The sequence below is a fragment of the Pseudomonas sp. MPFS genome (assembly GCF_022537035.1).
Classification (GTDB): Bacteria; Pseudomonadota; Gammaproteobacteria; order Pseudomonadales; family Pseudomonadaceae; genus Aquipseudomonas; species Aquipseudomonas sessilinigenes.
In genome coordinates, this window is sequence record NZ_CP066123.1 from 1,685,729 (window position 1) to 1,704,389 (window position 18,661).

At 63.7% G+C, this 18,661-nt stretch carries 15 protein-coding genes; 11 read left to right on the forward strand and 4 right to left on the reverse strand.

Features of this window, described 5'->3' with window-relative positions; translation table 11 throughout:
• Positions 1–22 precede the first annotated feature (22 nt).
• The 3 genes from I9018_RS07790 to I9018_RS07800 are packed head-to-tail and all read left to right on the forward strand — an operon-like array spanning position 23 to position 2,390.
• A complete protein-coding gene (locus tag I9018_RS07790) occupies positions 23–775 on the forward strand; it encodes a 5-oxoprolinase subunit PxpA (RefSeq protein ID WP_241109140.1) in 753 nt (250 codons plus the stop codon).
• A complete protein-coding gene (pxpB, locus tag I9018_RS07795) occupies positions 772–1,476 on the forward strand; it encodes a 5-oxoprolinase subunit PxpB (RefSeq protein ID WP_241109141.1) in 705 nt (234 codons plus the stop codon). Before I9018_RS07790 ends, pxpB begins: the two co-directional genes overlap by 4 nt.
• A complete protein-coding gene (locus I9018_RS07800; protein WP_068586060.1) occupies positions 1,473–2,390 on the forward strand; it encodes a biotin-dependent carboxyltransferase family protein in 918 nt (305 codons plus the stop codon). Before pxpB ends, I9018_RS07800 begins: the two co-directional genes overlap by 4 nt.
• 143 nt (positions 2,391–2,533) lie before the next feature.
• Here the strand turns inward: I9018_RS07800 and I9018_RS07805 are convergent, their stop codons facing one another.
• The 3 genes from I9018_RS07805 to I9018_RS07815 all read right to left on the reverse strand — a co-directional run bounded on the left by I9018_RS07805 (position 2,534) and on the right by I9018_RS07815 (position 5,940).
• On the reverse strand, positions 2,534–3,712 hold the full coding sequence (locus tag I9018_RS07805) for a VWA domain-containing protein (RefSeq protein WP_124346049.1): 1,179 nt from the start codon (positions 3,710–3,712) through the stop codon (positions 2,534–2,536).
• 164 nt (positions 3,713–3,876) lie between these two features.
• Positions 3,877–4,722, reverse strand: coding sequence for a MoxR family ATPase (locus tag I9018_RS07810; RefSeq protein WP_085596012.1), 846 nt, complete (start codon positions 4,720–4,722; stop codon positions 3,877–3,879).
• 144 nt (positions 4,723–4,866) lie between these two features.
• Positions 4,867–5,940 (reverse strand): DUF748 domain-containing protein, encoded by a 1,074-nt coding sequence (locus I9018_RS07815; RefSeq protein ID WP_241109142.1) that lies wholly within the window; start codon positions 5,938–5,940, stop codon positions 4,867–4,869.
• A gap of 127 nt (positions 5,941–6,067) precedes the next feature.
• Between I9018_RS07815 and cysK the strand changes: the two genes are divergently transcribed.
• The 3 genes from cysK (at position 6,068) to I9018_RS07830 (ending at position 9,421) form a co-directional block, all read left to right on the forward strand.
• Complete coding sequence (gene cysK / locus I9018_RS07820) at positions 6,068–7,042, forward strand: cysteine synthase A (RefSeq protein WP_068586047.1); 975 nt, start codon at positions 6,068–6,070, stop codon at positions 7,040–7,042.
• A gap of 226 nt (positions 7,043–7,268) precedes the next feature.
• Positions 7,269–8,207, forward strand: coding sequence for an aspartyl/asparaginyl beta-hydroxylase domain-containing protein (locus I9018_RS07825; protein ID WP_185698060.1), 939 nt, complete (start codon positions 7,269–7,271; stop codon positions 8,205–8,207).
• A gap of 350 nt (positions 8,208–8,557) precedes the next feature.
• Complete coding sequence (locus I9018_RS07830; protein ID WP_068586041.1) at positions 8,558–9,421, forward strand: DMT family transporter; 864 nt, start codon at positions 8,558–8,560, stop codon at positions 9,419–9,421.
• A gap of 63 nt (positions 9,422–9,484) precedes the next feature.
• Here I9018_RS07830 and I9018_RS07835 read toward each other — a convergent pair whose 3' ends face one another.
• A complete protein-coding gene (locus tag I9018_RS07835; RefSeq protein WP_241109143.1) occupies positions 9,485–10,378 on the reverse strand; it encodes a DMT family transporter in 894 nt (297 codons plus the stop codon).
• Positions 10,379–10,628: 250 nt separating this feature from the next.
• Here I9018_RS07835 and aceK point away from each other — a divergent pair, with 250 nt between their 5' ends.
• From aceK to I9018_RS07860, 5 genes are all read left to right on the forward strand, one after another.
• Positions 10,629–12,350, forward strand: coding sequence for a bifunctional isocitrate dehydrogenase kinase/phosphatase (aceK, locus tag I9018_RS07840; RefSeq protein WP_068586035.1), 1,722 nt, complete (start codon positions 10,629–10,631; stop codon positions 12,348–12,350).
• A gap of 94 nt (positions 12,351–12,444) precedes the next feature.
• Positions 12,445–16,356 (forward strand): ATP-dependent RNA helicase HrpA, encoded by a 3,912-nt coding sequence (gene hrpA / locus I9018_RS07845; protein WP_241109144.1) that lies wholly within the window; start codon positions 12,445–12,447, stop codon positions 16,354–16,356.
• Positions 16,357–16,607: 251 nt separating this feature from the next.
• Positions 16,608–17,729, forward strand: a complete 1,122-nt coding sequence (locus I9018_RS07850) for a beta-ketoacyl-ACP synthase III (RefSeq protein WP_068586028.1) — start codon at positions 16,608–16,610, stop codon at positions 17,727–17,729.
• A gap of 79 nt (positions 17,730–17,808) precedes the next feature.
• Entirely contained in the window at positions 17,809–18,423 is a 615-nt protein-coding gene (locus tag I9018_RS07855) for an RNA polymerase sigma factor (RefSeq protein WP_124346053.1), read from the forward strand.
• Positions 18,417–18,650, forward strand: a complete 234-nt coding sequence (locus I9018_RS07860; protein WP_022642937.1) for a zf-HC2 domain-containing protein — start codon at positions 18,417–18,419, stop codon at positions 18,648–18,650. Before I9018_RS07855 ends, I9018_RS07860 begins: the two co-directional genes overlap by 7 nt.
• Positions 18,651–18,661: the final 11 nt, after the last annotated feature.

Below are 18,661 nucleotides of genomic sequence, written 5' to 3' on the forward strand. Positions count from 1 at the left end.
TAACAACACAGGAGTGCCGACCATGAGCCGCCTGCTATTGAACTGCGACATTGGCGAAAGCTTTGGCAACTGGACCATGGGCCTGGATGCCGAGGTCATGCCCTTTATCGATTGCGCCAACATCGCTTGCGGTTTCCATGCCGGCGACCCGGGGATCATGCGCAAGACCGTGAGCCTGGCCCTGGCCAATGGCGTGCGTATCGGGGCCCACCCTGCCTATCAGGACCTGGCTGGCTTCGGTCGCCGCTCCATGAGCTATTCCCCACAAGAGATCCAGGACCTGCTGCACTACCAGGTCGGTGCCCTCGATGGCATCTGCCGGGCCCAGGGGACGCAGGTCAGCTACGTCAAGCCCCACGGCGCCCTGTACAACGACATGATGGCCAAGCCGAGCCAGTTGCGGGCGGTGATCCAGGCGGTCGCGGCCTACGACCGGCAACTGCCGCTGATGCTCATGGCCACTCGCGACAACAGTGCGGTCCAGGCCCTGGGGGACGAACATGGCGTGACCCTGTGGTTCGAGGCCTTCGCCGACCGGGCCTATGACAATGCCGGGCACCTGGTATCGCGCCAGGTACCCGGTTCGGTGCACCACGACCCCGAGATCATCGTCCGGCAAGCCCTGACCATTGCCCGAGGCGAACCCCTGGTCGCCAGCGATGGCAGCGCCTTGCTGCTACAGGCCAATACCCTGTGCGTGCATGGCGACAACGCCAGCTCGGTGGCAGCGGTACAGCGCATCCGTGAAGCCTTGAACCAGCAGTGCGGTCTATGAAACCAACGATTGAAGTGGTGGCCATCGATTGCCTGATGGTGCGTCTGTTCGAGAGCATCGCCGAAGACAACATGCCCTGGATGCTGTCCGCTGCCGAGCGTTTGCGCCAGGCTTTCGGCACCTGGTTGATCGACCTGGTGCCGTCCTACACCACGCTGATGCTGCATTACGACCTGCATGCCCTGGCGCCGTCCGAGGCACGAGCGTTGATCGATACGGCCCTGGCCGAGTTGGCCCCGCTCGATGCCCGGGGTGGGCGCGAGCACGTGCTGCCGGTGTGGTATGACCCCAGCGTCGGGCCGGAGCTGGCGCTGTTGTCCCGGCGTAGCGGGTTGTCGGTGGCCGAGGTGATCGAATGCCATAGCCAGCGCGAGTACCAGGTGTTCGCCCTGGGGTTTGCCCCCGGATTCGCGTTCATGGGGCTGGTGCAAGAGTTGCTGGCAGCGCCCCGGCTCGATACTCCACGCAAGCGCGTGGCAGCCGGTAGCGTTGGTATTGCCGAGCGCCAGACCGCCGCGTACCCGGTGGTCTCGCCCGGGGGCTGGAACCTGATCGGGCGGACACCGAGTCGTTTGTTCGATCGCCAGCGTGATGGCTATAGCCTGTTGCAGCCGGGGGACCGGGTGCGCTTTGCGCCGGTGGAGCATGCGGAGTTCATCCGCCTGGGAGGTGACGACCGGCCTCTGGAGGTGTCGGCATGAGCCGTTTGTCGATCGAGGCCAGCACCCCCTTGTGCCTATTGCAGGACGCGGGACGCTTTGGCGTGCGCCACTTGGGCGTGACCCAGGGCGGGGCGCTGGACTGGGTGTCGATGTCCTGGGCCAACTGGCTGCTGGGCAATGCCCTGGATGCCCCTGTGGTGGAAGTCACCCTGGGCGGCTTTACCCTGCTGGCCGAGGACTACTGCCTGCTGGCGCTGGCAGGAGCCGACCTGGGGGCTTATGTGGATGAACGCCCCTTGGCGCCGGGGCGCAGCTTCATCCTGCAAAAAGGCCAGCGGCTGCGCCTCACCCAGCCGGTCTCCGGGGCCCGGGCCTATCTGGCGGCACCGGGTGGTTTCGATGCGCCCAGGGTGCTGGGCAGTTGTGCCAGTGTGCTGCGTGAAGCCCTGGGCGGTCTCGATGGACTGGGCCGGTCCTTGAGCGAGGGCGATGTGCTGGGGTACTCGGGAACGGCGGGTGCGCTGCGTAGCCTGGCGGCGGTGCAGATGCCGGATTTGCAATCCGCTGCGCCGCTGGAGTTGATTCTTGGGGCCCAGGTGGGCCAGTTCAGTGGCTTGAGCCTGTTCGACGCCTTCAACAGCGACTGGGTCCTGGACAGCCGGGCCGATCGCATGGGCGCGCGATTGCTGGGGCCGAAATTGCAGTACCAGGGCCAGCCGATGATTTCCGAGGGCATCGCCCTGGGTGCGGTCCAGGTACCGCCGGATGGCCAGCCGATCGTACTGCTCAATGACCGGCAGACCATCGGTGGTTATCCACGCCTGGGGGCGCTGACGCCCTTGTCCCTGGCGCGGCTGGCGCAGTGCCTGCCGGGTAGCCAGGTGCGCCTGGCGCCGGTGGTGCAGGAGACAGCGCATCGGCAGCAGTTGGCGTTCTTGCGCCGCTTTGTGTAGTGGCTGATGGCTGTGGCGGCCGCTGCGCGCCCGTGCGTCAGCGGCTCCACGAAACGGGTTATACCGTGTAGCCGCTGTCGAGCCGTGGCGAGGCTGCGAAAAGGCCCGCAGGGGCGGCTGTGCCGCCCCAGCAAGAGCGCCGCCTACTTGGACAGGAAGCGCATGCCTTCTTCCAGGCCGCGCAAGGTCAGCGGATACATCTGGTCCTCGATCAGCTCGCGGACGATGTTGGTGGACGCGGTATAGCCCCAGGTGTCCTTCGGGTAAGGGTTGATCCAGATGAGCTTCTTGTACTTCTCCATGAAGCGCTGCATCCACACATAACCGGCTTCTTCGTTCCAGTGCTCGACGCTGCCGCCGGCCTGGGTGATTTCATAGGGGGCCATGGCGGCGTCGCCGACGAAGATCACCTTGTAGTCGGCGCCGTACTTGTGCAGCAGGTCCTGGGTCGAAGTCCGTTCCGAACCGCGCCGCAGGTTGTTCTTCCACACCGATTCATAGATGAAGTTGTGGAAGTAGTAGTACTCCAGGTGCTTGAACTCGGTCTTGCAGGCCGAGAACAGTTCCTCGCAGATCTTCACGTGGGCATCCATGGAGCCGCCGATGTCGAACAGCAACAGCAGCTTGACGCTGTTGCGCCGTTCCGGACGCATCTGGATGTTCAGCAGGCCGGCATCCCGGGCGGTGTGGTCGATGGTGCCGTCGATATCCAGCTCCTCGGCCGCGCCCTGGCGGGCGAACTTGCGCAGCCGGCGCAGGGCCACCTTGATGTTGCGGGTGCCCAGCTCCACCGAGTCGTCGAGGTTCTTGTACTCGCGCTGGTCCCAGACCTTGACCGCCTTGCCCTGGCGCTTGCCGGCATCGCCGACGCGGATGCCTTCGGGGTTGAAGCCGCCGGAGCCGAAGGGGCTGGTGCCGCCGGTGCCGATCCACTTGTTGCCGCCGGCGTGGCGTTCCTTCTGTTCTTCCAGGCGCTTCTTGAACTCCTCGATCAGCTTGTCCAGGCCGCCCAGGGACTGGATCTGCGCCCGTTCCTCATCGCTGAGCGAACGCTCGAACTCCTTGCGCAGCCAATCCTCGGGGATCAGCGCCTGCAGGTGGTCGTCGAGCTTCTCCAGGCCGTTGAAGTAGGCGCCAAAGGCCCGGTCGAACTTGTCGAAGTGACGCTCGTCCTTCACCAGGACCGCCCGGGCCAGGTAATAGAACTCGTCCATGTCGGCGAAGGTCACGCGCTGCTTGAGGGCGTTGATCAGGTCCAGCAGCTCGCGCACCGACACCGGTACCTTGGCGGCGCGCATTTCATTGAACAGGTTGAGCAGCATGGTTATCGCTCTCTAATGATCTAGGGATCTGTTCAAAAGCTCGCCGAGCGGCGATCAGGCAAGGCAGAAACAGGTGAGGAGGCGGAGTTTAGCGAGCTAAATGAGCATTCCGAACCGGTTTCTAACGCAGCATGATCGACGCGCAGGCAGCTTCTGGGCAGAGCCTAACGACTGCCGCGCCGGCTCATGAAGGCCAGGCGTTCGAGGAGTTGCACATCCTGCTCGTTCTTCACCAGGGCGCCGGCCAGCGGTGGGATGGCCTTGGTTGGATCGCGTTCGCGCAGCACGGCCTCGCCGATGTTGTCGGCCATCAGCAGCTTGAGCCAGTCCACCAGTTCCGAGGTCGAGGGCTTCTTCTTCAGGCCCGGTACCTTGCGCACGTCGAAGAACACATCCAGCGCCTCGCTGACCAGGTCCTTCTTGATGTCCGGGTAGTGCACGTCGACGATCTTCTGCAGGGTCGTGCGGTCAGGGAAGGCGATGTAGTGGAAGAAGCAGCGGCGCAGGAAGGCGTCCGGCAGTTCCTTCTCGTTGTTGGAGGTAATGATGATGATCGGCCGCTGCTTGGCCTTGATGGTCTGGTCGATCTCGTAGACGTAGAACTCCATCTTGTCGAGCTCTTGCAGCAGGTCGTTGGGGAACTCGATATCGGCCTTGTCGATCTCGTCGATCAGCAGGATCACCCGCTCCTCGGATTCGAAGGCCTCCCACAGCTTGCCCTTCTTCAGGTAGTTGCGGATGTCGTGGACCTTGTCCACGCCCAGCTGCGAATCGCGCAGGCGGCTCACCGCATCGTATTCATAGAGCCCCTGGTGGGCCTTGGTGGTGGACTTGATGTGCCAGGTGATCAGCTTGGCACCGAAGGACTCGGCCAACTGCTCGGCGAGCATGGTCTTGCCGGTGCCGGGTTCGCCCTTGACCAGCAGCGGACGCTCCAGGGTGATGGCGGCGTTGACTGCCAGCTTCAGGTCATCGGTGGCGACGTATGCGCTGGTGCCTTCGAACTTCATCTGCAATTCCTCGAACGGTGACGGCGAGCTGCCCGGGGCAGGTCGGTTGAATAGGGGGGTGATGGCGCGACTATAACGCGGCGCCTGCTCGAGTGTGAACGCAGACGCTCCATTCAGTCTCTGAATGGAGCGTCACGGGGTGACTCAGTCAGTCGACGGCTTGGGCTGTTCGTAGCGGGCATTGAAGGCCTGGATGAAACCGTTGCGCAAAATCTGCAAAAACGCCTGAAATGTGCTGGCATCTTGCTGGTGTACGTTGCCGCTGAGCTCGACCCGGGTGGCGAATTGGTTCTTGCGTTGGTTCTTCAGCAGGGTTTCCCCGGCGCCCACCAGGGCTTCCCAGACCGAGCGGAACACATTCTTGTCGCGGTTCTCGACGTCCTGTTGCCAGTCGAAGACTTCCACGTCCCGCAGCAGCGGCTTGATGTAGCCGTGCAGTTGGCCCTTCTCGGCCTGGGCCTCGATCACCAGGTCGCCGTGCCCGGCCTTGAAATCGAACTTGCCGTAGGCCGAGGCGAAGTCGTTGAAGCGCCTGAGCTCGATATCCCGGGCTCGCAGGCGGAACTCGAAGTCCTCGAAGTTGCTCAGGGGGTCGAAGGTGGCACTGGTTTCCAGGGGCGCCTGGCCCAGCAGCAGGGCCTTGCCCTCGAAGCGGGCGTCGCGTTTGCCCTGGGTGTCGACCACGTTGGTCAGGTTGTAGAAGCTGGCATTGACCTGGGTTGCGCCCAGGTTCACCGGTGGATTGGAGCCGAAGTTGCGAAAGTGCAGGGTGCCGTCATCGATCCGCACTTCATCCAGGGTGATGGGCAGCAGCTTGCCCAGTTGCGCCCGCCAGTCGGTGCCGGCACCGGTCTGCGAAGCCTGGCTGTCGCCGCCATCGACGAAGTTCACCTGGGGCTGGGCGAACTGCACCCGCGCCACCACCGCGTGGTCGTACCACAGCGCATGCCAGCTCACCGCCAGGTCGATCAACGGCGCCTTGACGAAAGGCACCGGCACCTTGCCGCTGACCTTGACGATCTCCAGGCCGTTGATGCGGTAGGCACCGCGCCACAGGGCCAGGTCGACATCGTTGACCCGGCCACGGTAGTCGCCCATGTCCGCGAGCTTGTCATTCAGGTAGTCACGTACCAGGTAGGGCAGGGCGATGTGCAGGCCGGCCAGCGGCACGACCAGGCCCGCCAGGGTCCACAGGGGCCAACGATAGCGACGTTTCATGGGTGGCAGCCTCCAGTCCTATAAAGGCATTGACTGCCCAGGCTCCAGGTCGTTCGGCGCGACTGGACGCTCAAGGATGCCAGGCATACCCTTGGGGACTTCTTCACTGCTGCATAAGGACCCAGCCATGAGCCGAATTTTTGCTGACAATGCCCATTCCATCGGTAACACGCCCTTGGTGCAGATCAACCGCATCGCTCCGCGTGGGGTGACCATCCTGGCCAAGATCGAAGGGCGCAACCCGGGCTACTCGGTGAAATGCCGCATCGGCGCCAACATGATCTGGGACGCCGAAAGCACGGGCCGGCTCAAGCCGGGCATGACCATCGTCGAACCCACCTCGGGCAACACCGGGATTGGCCTGGCCTTCGTGGCCGCGGCCCGTGGCTACAAGCTGATGCTGACCATGCCGGCCTCCATGAGTATCGAGCGACGCAAGGTGCTCAAGGCCCTGGGGGCAGAGCTGGTGCTCACCGAGCCGGCCAAGGGCATGAAGGGCGCTATCGACAAGGCGGCGGAAATCGTTGCCAGCGACCCGGGCAAGTACTTCATGCCGCAGCAGTTCGATAACCCGGCCAACCCGGCGATCCATGAAAAGACCACCGGCCCGGAGATTTGGAACGACACCGATGGCGCGGTGGATGTGCTGGTGGCCGGCGTCGGCACTGGTGGCACCATCAGCGGCGTGTCGCGCTACATCAAGAAGACCCAGGGCAAGCCGATCCTTGCGGTGGCGGTAGAGCCCGCCACCTCGCCAGTGATCAGCCAGAAGCTCGCCGGGCAAGAGATCAAGCCCAGCCCGCACAAGATCCAGGGCATTGGCGCCGGTTTCGTGCCCAAGAACCTGGACCTGGAAATGGTGGACCGGGTGGAGCTGGTGACCGACGAGGAATCCAAGGCCATGGCCCTGCGCCTGATGCAGGAGGAAGGCATCCTCTGCGGTATTTCCTGCGGGGCAGCGATGGCCGTGGCGGTACGCCTGGCGGAAACCCCGGAAATGCAAGGCAAGACCATCGTGGTGATCCTGCCGGACTCCGGCGAGCGCTACCTGTCCAGCATGCTGTTCAGCGACCTGTTCACCGAGCAGGAGAACCAGCAGTAGGCAACCTGTGCCGATTGCCCTCCGGGTCGAACTGGTGGGCCATTGGCTGACCCACATCAGCCATTCCCTACGCGGCTTATGCTACTTAACGCCTTTGTTGCACGACCGTTAACGCTGAATGTTCGGTCGTGCGGGTTTTTCCGGGGTTCAGGAGTGTTTATCATGACCGGCTGCCAGGTCGGGTGATCGCTCCCCCCACCGGTGCCTATTTCCAAGGAGTTGTTGCATGAGCTTTTCCTTTGCCGCCAAGTTCGCGGTGTTGTCGCTGTTCATCGGCAGCATCCTTTTCGTGCATCTGCGCGGTAAGGCGCGCCTGCCGGTACTGCGCCAGTTCGTCAACCATTCGGCGCTGTTCGCCCCCTACAACACGCTGATGTACCTGTTCTCCGGCGTGCCCTCCAAGCCGTACCTGGACCGCAGCAAGTTCCCCGAGCTGGATGTGCTGCGCGACAACTGGGAAACCATCCGTGACGAGGCGATGCACCTGTTCGACGAGGGTTACATCCGCGCCGCCGAGAAGAACAACGACGCCGGTTTCGGCTCCTTCTTCAAGAAGGGCTGGAAGCGCTTCTACCTCAAGTGGTACGACAAGCCGCTGCCCTCGGCCGCGGCCCTGTGCCCCAAGACCGTCGAGCTGGTGAGCGCCATTCCCAACGTCAAGGGCGCGATGTTCGCGCTGTTGCCCGGCGGCAGCCACCTGAACCCGCACCGCGATCCCTTCGCCGGTTCGCTGCGCTATCACCTGGGCCTGTCGACGCCCAACTCCGATGCCTGCCGGATCTTCGTCGACGGCGAGGAGTACGCCTGGCGCGACGGTGAGGACGTGATGTTCGACGAGACCTACGTGCACTGGGTGAAGAACGAAACCGAGACCACCCGGGTGATCCTGTTCTGCGATATCGAGCGCCCGCTGAGCAGCGGCCTGATGACCCGCGTCAACCGTTGGGTCAGTGCCCAGCTGGGGCGTGCCACTGCACCGCAGAACCTCGACGACGAGCGGGTCGGCGGCATCAACCAGGCCTATGCCTGGAGCAAGCGTTTCAGCGACAGCTTCAGCGGCGTGGTCAAGCAATGGAAGCGCCGCAATCCCAAGCTGTACCGCATCCTGCGCCCGGTCCTGGCGGTGGTGGTGCTGGTTATCCTGTGGAAATGGCTGTTCGGATAAATCTTGCAATGAATATCGAGCGCTGGTTATATTCGGCGCTCGATGAGTCAAGCGACTCATTCTGTCCTTCTTCGAGAACCTTCGGCACATGGCCTTATCTCTCATCAACGCGGTAGTGGTTTCAGCGGTCAACGCTGGCGTCGTGCCGTGCGGGAATCAGCAGCCTGTGCAGATCGGTCAGAACCCCCCACCTGTCAGTAGCACGCCGGTGTACGCAGTCGTATCACCGCCGGGCGTTGGCTTCTCGGGCTGATCAGCAACCGCTGCTGTTCCCTGCGCCCGCCTGAAACAAACACTACTGAACTTCAGCTCCGGCTGAATTGGCTTCTTGCCTGACTACAGGTGGTTTCATGTTGCTCATTTCGAAAAAGTCCGCTTTTGCGGCGGCCTCCACGAGTCTGTTCGTCCTGCTCTGGAGCAGTGGCGCGATCTTCTCCAAATGGGGGTTGGCCCATGCCTCGCCCTTTGCCTTCTTGCTGGTGCGCTTCGCCATTGCCCTGGCCGGCCTGATGCTGCTGGTGCCCCTGCTCAAGCTGCGGTGGCCCAAGGGGCGACGGGCCATGGGGTTCGCCGTGGCCACGGGCCTGGTGTTGCTGGGTGCCTACCAGATCTTCTATATCCTGGCCCTGGACCTGAAGGTCACCCCCGGGGTGATGGCTACCATCATGGGGGTGCAGCCGATCCTCACCGTGGTGTTGATGGAGCGCCAGCGCTCCTGGAGCCGCCTGTTCGGCCTGGGCCTGGGGCTCGCCGGCCTGATCATGGTGGTGTACCAGGGCATCGGCCTGGCAGGCATCTCGATCTCCGGCATGCTCTGCGGCCTGCTGGCCCTGGTGAGCATGACTGCCGGTTCGATCATGCAGAAACGCATCACCGATAACCCGCTGGGAACCTTGCCGGTGCAATACCTGGCCGGTTTGCTGTTGTGCGGATTGTTCGCGCCGTTCCAGCCGCTGCATTTCGAGTACAGCGCCGGGTTCGTGATCCCGGTGCTGTGGATGGGACTGGTGGTGTCGGTGCTGGCGACCTTGTTGCTGTACCGCCTGATCGCCCAGGGCAACCTGGTGAATGTCACCAGCTTGTTCTACCTGGTACCGGCGGTGACCGCCCTGATGGACTACCTGATCTTCGGTAATCGCCTGGCCCTGCTGAGCCTGTTCGGCATGGGCCTGATCATCGTCGGGCTGGTGTTCGTGTTCCGCAAGAGCGCCTGATGGAATACACCGGCCGGGTGCAATGCCCGGCCGGTGGCTGTTTTTCCTGCAACTATCTGCTGCTCAGGCCGCGGCCTTCGCCGCCGGCCTGAGGACCAGCCACAAGGCCGCGGCGATCAGTACCCCGCCATACAGATGGCCCATGGACAGGGGCTCGTCCAGCAGCAGGGCTCCCCACAGTACGCCGAACGGCGGGATCATGAAGGTCACGGTCATGGAGCGTACCGGGCCGATGGAACTCAGCAGGCGGAAGTACAAGACATAGGCGAAGGCCGTGCAGCCCAACCCCAGGCCCAGCAACGACAACCAGACACTCAAGCCGCCCCAACTGGCCGGTGGCTGGCTGAGTGCGCTGTAGGCGAACAATGGCAACAGGAACAGCGTGGCACCCAGCATGCTGCCCAGGGCCGAGAGACGACTGTCCAGGCCCCCGGCCTGGTCCAGCCAACGCCGGGCGAGGAACCCGGCGAAGCCGTAGCAGGTGGTGGCCAGCAGGCAGGAGAGAGCGCCGAGCAGCAGTTCATGGTCGAAGGCCACTGGGCCGGCACGGCTCAGGATGCCGACGCCGAGCAGTCCCAGGAACACGCCGGCGAGCTTGCTCGGGGTCAGGCGTTCATGGAAGAACAGGCCGCCGATCAGCACTCCCATCAGCGGTGTGGTGGCGTTGAAGATCGCCGAGTAGCCGGCAGGCAGCACCAGGGCCGCCACCGAATACAGGGTGGCGGGCAACCCCGAGTTGATCACCCCCAGCAACAGGACCGTCTTGAGCTTGCCGTGGAAGTTCCAGCTCACCCGCATCAGCGCCAGCATGGCCAGCAAGCCGACAGCGGCGATCGATACCCGGAAGAAGGCCGTGGGCACGCTGCCCAGCACCGGGGCGATGATGCGCATGAACAGAAAGCTCGCGCCCCAGATGGCGGCTAGCGACAACAGGCGCAACAGATCGACAAGTCTCACGAAAGGTTCCTTGGGTGGCAGGGCGGGAATCTTGCCGAGCCTGGATAAGCATGGCAAACCTTATTGGTGCATGGGCCTGGCCCAGCCTGCACTCCGATTGTTGCGTTCGATTGTGGTGGCGGATTTTCCGGGGCCGATCGCTGGCGGCCGATGCTGGGCGAGGCGACCGTCGGGTCACAAAAATACGCTTCTCCTCGGGCCATTTCAGTCGCTAAGCTCAGGCAACGAAAATTCCCGTAGAGGTCTCCTTATGCCGCAGCCATGGCCCGCCATCGATATCGCTCGAATCATCCTGAGTGGCTTCGACGACTACCGCGACCACTTTCGTCGGATCGCCGATGGCGCCCGGCATCGTTTCGAGCAGGCGCAGTGGCAGGAGGCGCAGAAAGCCTCGACGGCGCGGATCAATCTCTACGAGGAGAAGGTCGGGGAAACCGTGGCCCGGCTGCACCACGGGTTCAACGACGAGGCATTGATGGATGTCGGCCAGTGGCCCCTGGTAAAAAGCGCCTACATCAGCCTGATCGACCTGCGCCTGGACGATGAGCTGTCCGAGACCTGGTACAACTCGATCTTCTGCGGGCTGTTCAGCCATGACCTGATCAGCGATGGCTGCATGTTCATCCACACCACCCGGCCCAGCCTGCGTCGAGCCCGTGCCGCCCAGACCCGCAGCTACACTCCGCGGGGCGAGCTGTCGACGATGCTCGAGCGGATCTTCAACGATTACCGCTTCAGCGAGGACTATGCCGACCTGGCCGGGGACCTGCTGCGCCTGGAGGCGCAGTTGCGCGAGAACCTGCCCGACTGGGTGTGCAAGGACCCGGAATTGACGGTGGAGTTGTTTTCCTCGGTGCTCTATCGCAACAAGGGCGCCTACCTGGTGGGGCGCATCTTTACCCACGAAGAGCAGTGGCCGCTGGTGATCCCGTTGTTGCACCGCGAAGGCCGGGGCATCCAGATCGACGCCCTGATCACCGACGAGGCCGATGTCTCGATCATTTTCTCCTTCACCCGCTCCTATTTCATGGTGGATGTGTCGGTACCGGCGGAGTTCATCGGCTTCCTCAAGCGTATCCTGCCGGGCAAGCACATCGCCGAGTTGTATACCTCCATCGGGTTCTACAAGCACGGCAAGTCGGAGTTCTACCGGGCGCTGATCAACCACCTGGCCAATACCGACGACCGCTTCATCATGGCCCCCGGCGTGCGCGGCATGGTGATGAGCGTGTTCACCCTGCCGGGCTTCAACACCGTGTTCAAGATCATCAAGGACCGCTTCTCGCCGTCGAAGAACGTCGATCGGGCCACGGTGATCGAAAAGTACCGGTTGGTGAAGAGCGTCGACCGGGTAGGGCGCATGGCCGATACCCAGGAGTTCGCCGACTTCCGCTTCCCCCTGGCCAAGTTCGATCCAGCCTGTCTCGAGGAGCTGCTGGAGGTGGCGCCGTCCACCGTGGTAGTGGAGGGCGATACGGTGCTGATTCGCCACTGCTGGACCGAACGCCGCATGACGCCCCTGAACCTGTATCTGGAACATGCCAATGAAGCCCAGGTGCGCGAGGCGCTGGAAGACTATGGCCTGGCCATCAAGCAACTGGCGGCGGCCAACATCTTCCCCGGTGACATGCTGCTGAAGAACTTCGGCGTCACCCGCCATGGCCGGGTGGTGTTCTACGACTACGATGAAATCAGCTTCCTCACCGAGGTTAACTTCCGGCACATTCCTGCACCGCGTACCCCGGAGGACGAGATGGCGTCCGAGCCCTGGTACTCCATCGGTCCCCACGATGTCTTCCCCGAGGAGTTCCCGCCGTTCCTGTTCGCCGACTCAGGCCAGCGCAAGCTGTTCGACCAGCTCCACGGCGAGCTGTACAACGCCGACTATTGGAAGAGCCTGCAGGACGCCATTCGTGCCGGTAAGGTGATCGATGTGTTCCCTTATCGGCGCAAAGGCCGGGAAGACGAATAGCGGCAGTGCTGGGGGCCAGTCATAAGCTGCAAGCTAAAAGCGCCAAGCTGCGTTAACCTTGCGGCTTTTCGCTTGAAGCTAGTCGCCGTTTCCTATGACTGACCAATCGCCCGCTATCGACCAACTGCTGAAAAACCTCGATCAAGCCATGCTCGCCGACCGCCACCGGTTGCGTCGCCAGCTGCTCGAACTGCGCAAGAAGCCCGATGAGGCCAAGCTTGCCCAGTGGCTGGAGCGGATGCAGGCTTCCTGCAACCTGGTGACGGCGCGGCGCAACAGCGTGCCCACTATCCGCTATGACGACAGCCTGCCCATCGCCGCCAAGCGCGATGAAATCAAGGACGCGCTGCTCAAGCACCAGGTGCTGATCATCGCCGGCGAGACCGGTTCGGGCAAAACCACCCAGTTGCCCAAGATCTGCCTGGAGATCGGCCGCGGCCAGCATGGCCTGATCGGCCACACCCAGCCCCGGCGGATTGCCGCCCGCAGCGTGGCCAGTCGGGTTGCCGAAGAGTTGGCTACGCCATTGGGGGCGTTGGTGGGCTATCAGGTGCGTTTCGAGGACCAGAGTGATTCCAGCACCCTGGTCAAGCTGATGACCGACGGCATCCTGCTGGCGGAAACCCAGAACGATCGCTTCCTGGAACGCTACGACACGATCATCGTCGACGAGGCCCACGAGCGCAGCCTGAACATCGACTTCCTCCTGGGCTACCTCAAGACCCTGCTGCCTCGGCGCCCGGACCTCAAGGTGATCATCACCTCGGCGACCATCGACCTGGAGCGCTTTTCCAAGCACTTCGACGATGCCCCCATCGTCGAGGTCTCCGGCCGCACCTTCCCGGTGGAAACCTGGTACCGGCCCCTGACCCTGGAGCAGGACGAGGAGGGCAACCGGGTCGAGGACGACCTCACGGTGGACCAGGCGATCCTCGCCACCCTGGATGAAATCGCCGCCCATGAACGCAGCGAGCGCCGCAGCCCCGGCGACGTACTGGTGTTCCTGCCGGGCGAGCGGGAAATCCGCGATGCCGCGGAAATGCTGCGCAAGGCCCAGCTCAAGCACACCGAGATCCTGCCGTTGTACGCGCGGCTGTCGCCGGCCGAACAGCAGCGCATCTTCCAGTCCCATCCGGGGCGGCGGGTGGTGCTGGCGACCAACGTCGCCGAGACCTCGCTGACAGTGCCGGGCATTCGCTACGTGATCGACAGCGGCACCGCGCGCATCAGCCGCTACAGCTACCGGGCCAAGGTCCAGCGCCTGCCCATCGAGGCCGTTTCCCAGGCCAGCGCCAACCAGCGCAAGGGCCGTTGCGGTCGGGTCGAGCCGGGCATTTGCGTGCGCCTGTACAGCGAAGAGGATTTCCTCGGCCGGCCGGAGTTCACCGATCCGGAGATCCTGCGGACCAACCTGGCGGCGGTGATCCTGCAGATGCTCCACCTGCGCTTGGGTGAAATCACCGCGTTCCCCTTCATCGAGCCGCCGGACGGCAAGGCCATCAGCGACGGCTTCAACCTGCTGCAAGAGCTCTCGGCGGTGGATCGCAACAGCCAGCTGACCCCGCTGGGCCGGCAGCTGGCGCGCTTGCCGGTGGACCCGCGCATGGGCCGCATGTTGCTGGAAGCGGCTCGCCTGGGCAGCCTCCAGGAAGTGCTGATCGTCGCCAGTGCGATGTCGATCCAGGACCCGCGCGAGCGTCCGCCGGAGCGCCAGCAGGCCGCGGACCAGGCCCATGCCCAATGGAAGGATGCCGACTCGGACTTCGCCGCGCTGGTCAACCTGTGGCGTGGATTCGAGGAGCAGCGCCAGGCCCTGACGGCCAGCCCGCTGCGCAACTGGTGCCGCAAGAATTTTCTCAACTACCTGCGCCTGCGCGAGTGGCGCGACTCCCATCGCCAACTGAGCCTGATCTGTCGCGACCTGCAACTGAGCCAGAACAAGGAGCCGGCGGACTACCCGAAACTGCACAAGGCAGTGTTGGTGGGCCTGCTGAGCCAGATCGGCCAGAAGACCGAGGACGGCGACTACCTCGGTGCTCGCCAGCGACGCTTCTGGGTCCACCCATCCTCGGGGTTGGGCAAGAAGCGCCCGCAGTGGCTGATGACCGCCGAATTGGTGGAGACCACCAAGCTGTATGCGCGCATGGTGGCCAAGATCGAGCCGGACTGGATCGAGCCCCTGGCCGGACACCTGGTGAAGAAGAACCACTTCGAACCCCATTGGGAAAAGAAGCGCGGCCAAGTGGTGGCCTACGAACAGATCACCCTGTTCGGCCTGATCGTGGTCGGCCGCCGGCCAGTGCACTACGGCCCGGTGGACCCGGTGGTATCCCGCGAGCTGTTCATCCGCGAGGCCCTGGTGCGTGGCGAGATCCAGTCCAAGGCCAAGTGCCTGACGGCCAATACCCAATTGCTGGAGCAGCTCGATGCCCTGGAGGCCAAGGCTCGGCGCCGGGACATCCTGGCGGACGAGGAAACCCTGTTCGCGTTCTATGACGCACGCTTGCCGGAACAGATCCACCAGACCGCCACCTTCGACAGCTGGTACCGGGTCAACAGCCAGAAGGACCCGCAACTGTTGATCATGCGCGAGGAAGACGTGCTGGCCCGCGAGGCCAGCGAGGTCACGGCCAAGCAGTATCCGGACACCCTGCATATCGGTGATCTGGAGTTGGCCCTGAGCTATCACTTCGAGCCCAACCATCCCCGTGATGGCGTGACCTTGCGGGTGCCGGCACCGCTGCTGCCGGCGCTGCCCGCCGAGCGCCTGGAATGGCTGGTGCCGGGCCTGATCGAGGCCAAGTGCATCGCCCTGGTGCGCAACCTGCCCAAGGCCCTGCGCAAGAACTTCGTGCCGGTGCCGGACTTCGTCAAGGCGGCCTTGCAACGCATGGCGTTTGCGGAAGGCTCCTTGCCCCAGGCCCTGGGGCGCGAGCTGCTGCGCATGACCGGCGCGCGGGTCAGCGACGAGGCCTGGAGCGAAGCCGAGCAGCAGGTGGAAAGCCACTTGCGGATGAACCTGGAAATCGTCGATGCCCAGGGCAAGTTCCTCGGCGAAGGCCGTGACCTGGCGGAACTGACGGCGCGCTTCGCCGAGGCCAGCCAGGCAGCCCTGGCAGTACCGCAGACCGCCAAGAACCAGCAGCCGGTGCAAGCCAAGGTGTTCGCCGAGGTGGCGCAGAAGACCCAGCAGAAGATCGCCGGGCTGTCGATGACGGTCTATCCGGCCCTGGTGGAGGAAGCCGGGACGGTCAAGGAAGGGCGCTTCTCCACCGCCGCCGAGGCCGAGTTCCAGCATCGCCGGGCCTTGCAGCGCCTGCTGTTGCAGCAGTTGGCCGAACCGGCCAAGTTCCTGCGTGGCAAGTTGCCGGGGCTGACCGAGCTGGGCCTGCTGTACCGCGAGTTGGGTCGGATCGAGGCCCTGGTGGAGGACATCCTCCTGGCCAGCCTCGACAGTTGCATTCTCGACGGCGAGGCCAGCCTGCCTCGGGATGGCGCCGGCCTGGCCTCCCTGGCCGAGCGCAAGCGTGGTGCCTGGACCGAGCACGCCGAGCGCCTGGCGCGCCTGACGCTGGAGATCCTCAAGCTCTGGCACGGCCTGCAGAAACGCTTCAAGGGCAAGATCGACCTGGCCCAGGCCGTGGCCCTCAACGACATCAAGGCCCAGCTTGGCAACCTGGTGTATCCGGGCTTCGTTCGTGAAACCCCGGCTCTGTGGTTCAAGGAACTGCCGCGCTACCTCAAGGCGGTGGAGTTGCGTTTCGACAAGCTGGGCAGCCAGGTGCAGAAGGATCGGGTGTGGAGCACCGAGCTCGCCGGGCTCTGGGCCCAGTACCAGGCCCGGGCGCAGAAGCACGGCCAGGAAGGCAAGCGTGATCCGCAGTTGGAGCTGTATCGCTGGTGGCTGGAGGAGTACCGGGTGTCGCTGTTCGCCCAGCAACTGGGGACCAAGGCGCCGATCTCCGATAAACGCCTGAACAAGCAGTGGAGCCAGGTGGAGGCCTGATCCATGCCGGCCCGGCTCCCAGGAGCCGGGCTCCGTCGATCTTGCAATTGCGGCGAAACGCCAGAGGTTATGGCAAACTTCGCGGTCATAAATACCGGCCCGGGCTGCTCGTAAAACAGGCGCCCCGGGCGAAGCGGAATAAAGCGATGCCAGGAAAGCGCTCCAGCACAGGCTGAGCAGCGGGGCGCTCCCTTTACGGTTTGGCACGAGGGTGCCAATACCTTCTGCCTCAACACACTAGAGGAACGACCGTGCATAACGTCGTCATCAGCGGCACCGGCCTGTTTACCCCGGCCAACAGCATCTCCAACGAAGAACTGGTGGAATCCTTCAACGCCTACGTCCACCAGTTCAACAGCGACAATGCCGCCGCCATCGAACGCGGTGAAGTGCAGGCCCTGACTGAGTCCAGCGCTGCGTTCATCGAGAAAGCCTCGGGCATCAAGAGCCGTTTCGTCATGGACAAGGACGGTATCCTCGATCCGCAGCGCATGGCCCCGCGCTTGCCGGAGCGCTCCAACGACGAGTGGTCGGTGCTCTGCCAGATGGCCGTGGCCGCCGCCGAGCAGGCCCTGCAACGGGCCGGCAAGACTGCCGCCGATATCGACGGGGTGATCGTCGCCTGTTCCAACCTGCAGCGCGCCTATCCGGCCATTGCCATCGAAGTCCAGGCTGCTTTGGGCATCGAGGGCTTCGGTTTCGACATGAACGTGGCCTGCTCCTCGGCCACCTTCGGTATCCAGGCGGCCTGCAACAGCGTCCAGTTGGGCCAGGCCCGGGCGATCCTGATGGTCAACCCGGAGGTCTGCACCGGGCACCTGAACTTCCGTGACCGCGACAGTCACTTCATCTTTGGCGATGCCGCCACCGCGGTCGTCGTCGAGCGGGCCGAGCTGGCCACGTCGGCGCATCAGTTCGAGATCGTCAGCACCAAGCTGCTGACCCAGTTCTCCAACAACATCCGCAATAACTTCGGTTTCCTCAACCGCGCAGCCGAGGAAGGCATCGGGGCCCGGGACAAGCTGTTCGTCCAGGAAGGTCGCAAGGTGTTCCGTGATGTCTGCCCGATGGTGGCCGAGCTGATCGCCGCCCACCTGGAAGAAAACCAGCTCAACGTCAGCGACGTGAAGCGCTTCTGGCTGCACCAGGCCAACCTCAGCATGAACCACCTGATCGTCAAGAAACTCCTGGGCCGCGAGGCTACGCTGGAGGAGGCGCCAGTGATTCTCGATACCTACGCCAACACCAGTTCGGCAGGCTCGGTCATTGCCTTCCACAAGCACCAGGATGACCTGGCCAGCGGGGCCCTGGCGGTGCTCAGCTCCTTCGGTGCGGGCTACTCCATCGGCAGCGTCCTTCTGCGCAAGCGTTGATCCACGTGGGCCGGGTGTGGCGCGACGGCTCTACGGCGCGTCTTACCCGGGCAAACCCGCATGATTGAACGAGGCATGAATGGCCGCTGCTGACGACACGCAACTGCTCGAGCGCCTGCTCGCGGGCGAACAGAAGGCCTACAAGGAACTGGTCGCCACCTACCAGAGCGCCATGCGCGCGGTGGCCTACGCCATTGTCGGCAACCGGCATGCCGATGAGGTGGTGCAGGATGCCTGGCTTTCGGTGGTGCGCAACCTGCCGGGCTTCCAGGGGCGTTCCAGCCTCAAGACCTGGCTGTTGACCATTACCGCCAACGCCGCCAAGGGCCGCTACAAGCAGAATCGCCGGGAGGTCCTGCTCGACGACCTGCCCGCGCCCCATGGCACGGTGGGCGACGAGCGTTTCTCTTCCGCCGATGGCCACTGGCTGGTGGCGCCCTTCGCCTGGCACGAGGACACCCCCGAAGCCCTGTTGACTGAAGCGGAACTTCGCGATTGCCTGGAGCACACCCTGCTCAGCCTCTCCGAACTGCAAAGCAGTGTGCTGATGCTGCGCGAGCGCCAGGGCCTGGAACTGGAAGAGATCTGTAATCTTCTGGGGATCACGCTATCCAATGTCCGGGTGCTGCTGCACCGGGCGCGTCTGAAGGTCTTCGCCACGGTGGAGCATTTTGAGGAGACCGGCCAATGCTGACCTGTAAGGAACAAGTGGCGCGATCCAGCGATTATCTCGATGGCCAATTGAGCTTTCGCGAACGCCTGATGGTCCGCCATCACTTGTTGTTCTGCCCCAATTGCCGGCGTTTCATTCGCCAGATGCGCCTGCTGCAGGCCACCTTGCGGGTGTTGCCGGAACCACCGCTGGAAGGTCTCGACGAGCTGGCCGAACGCTTGGCCGCCGAGAGTAAGCGCGAGCGCTGATCGTCATGAAG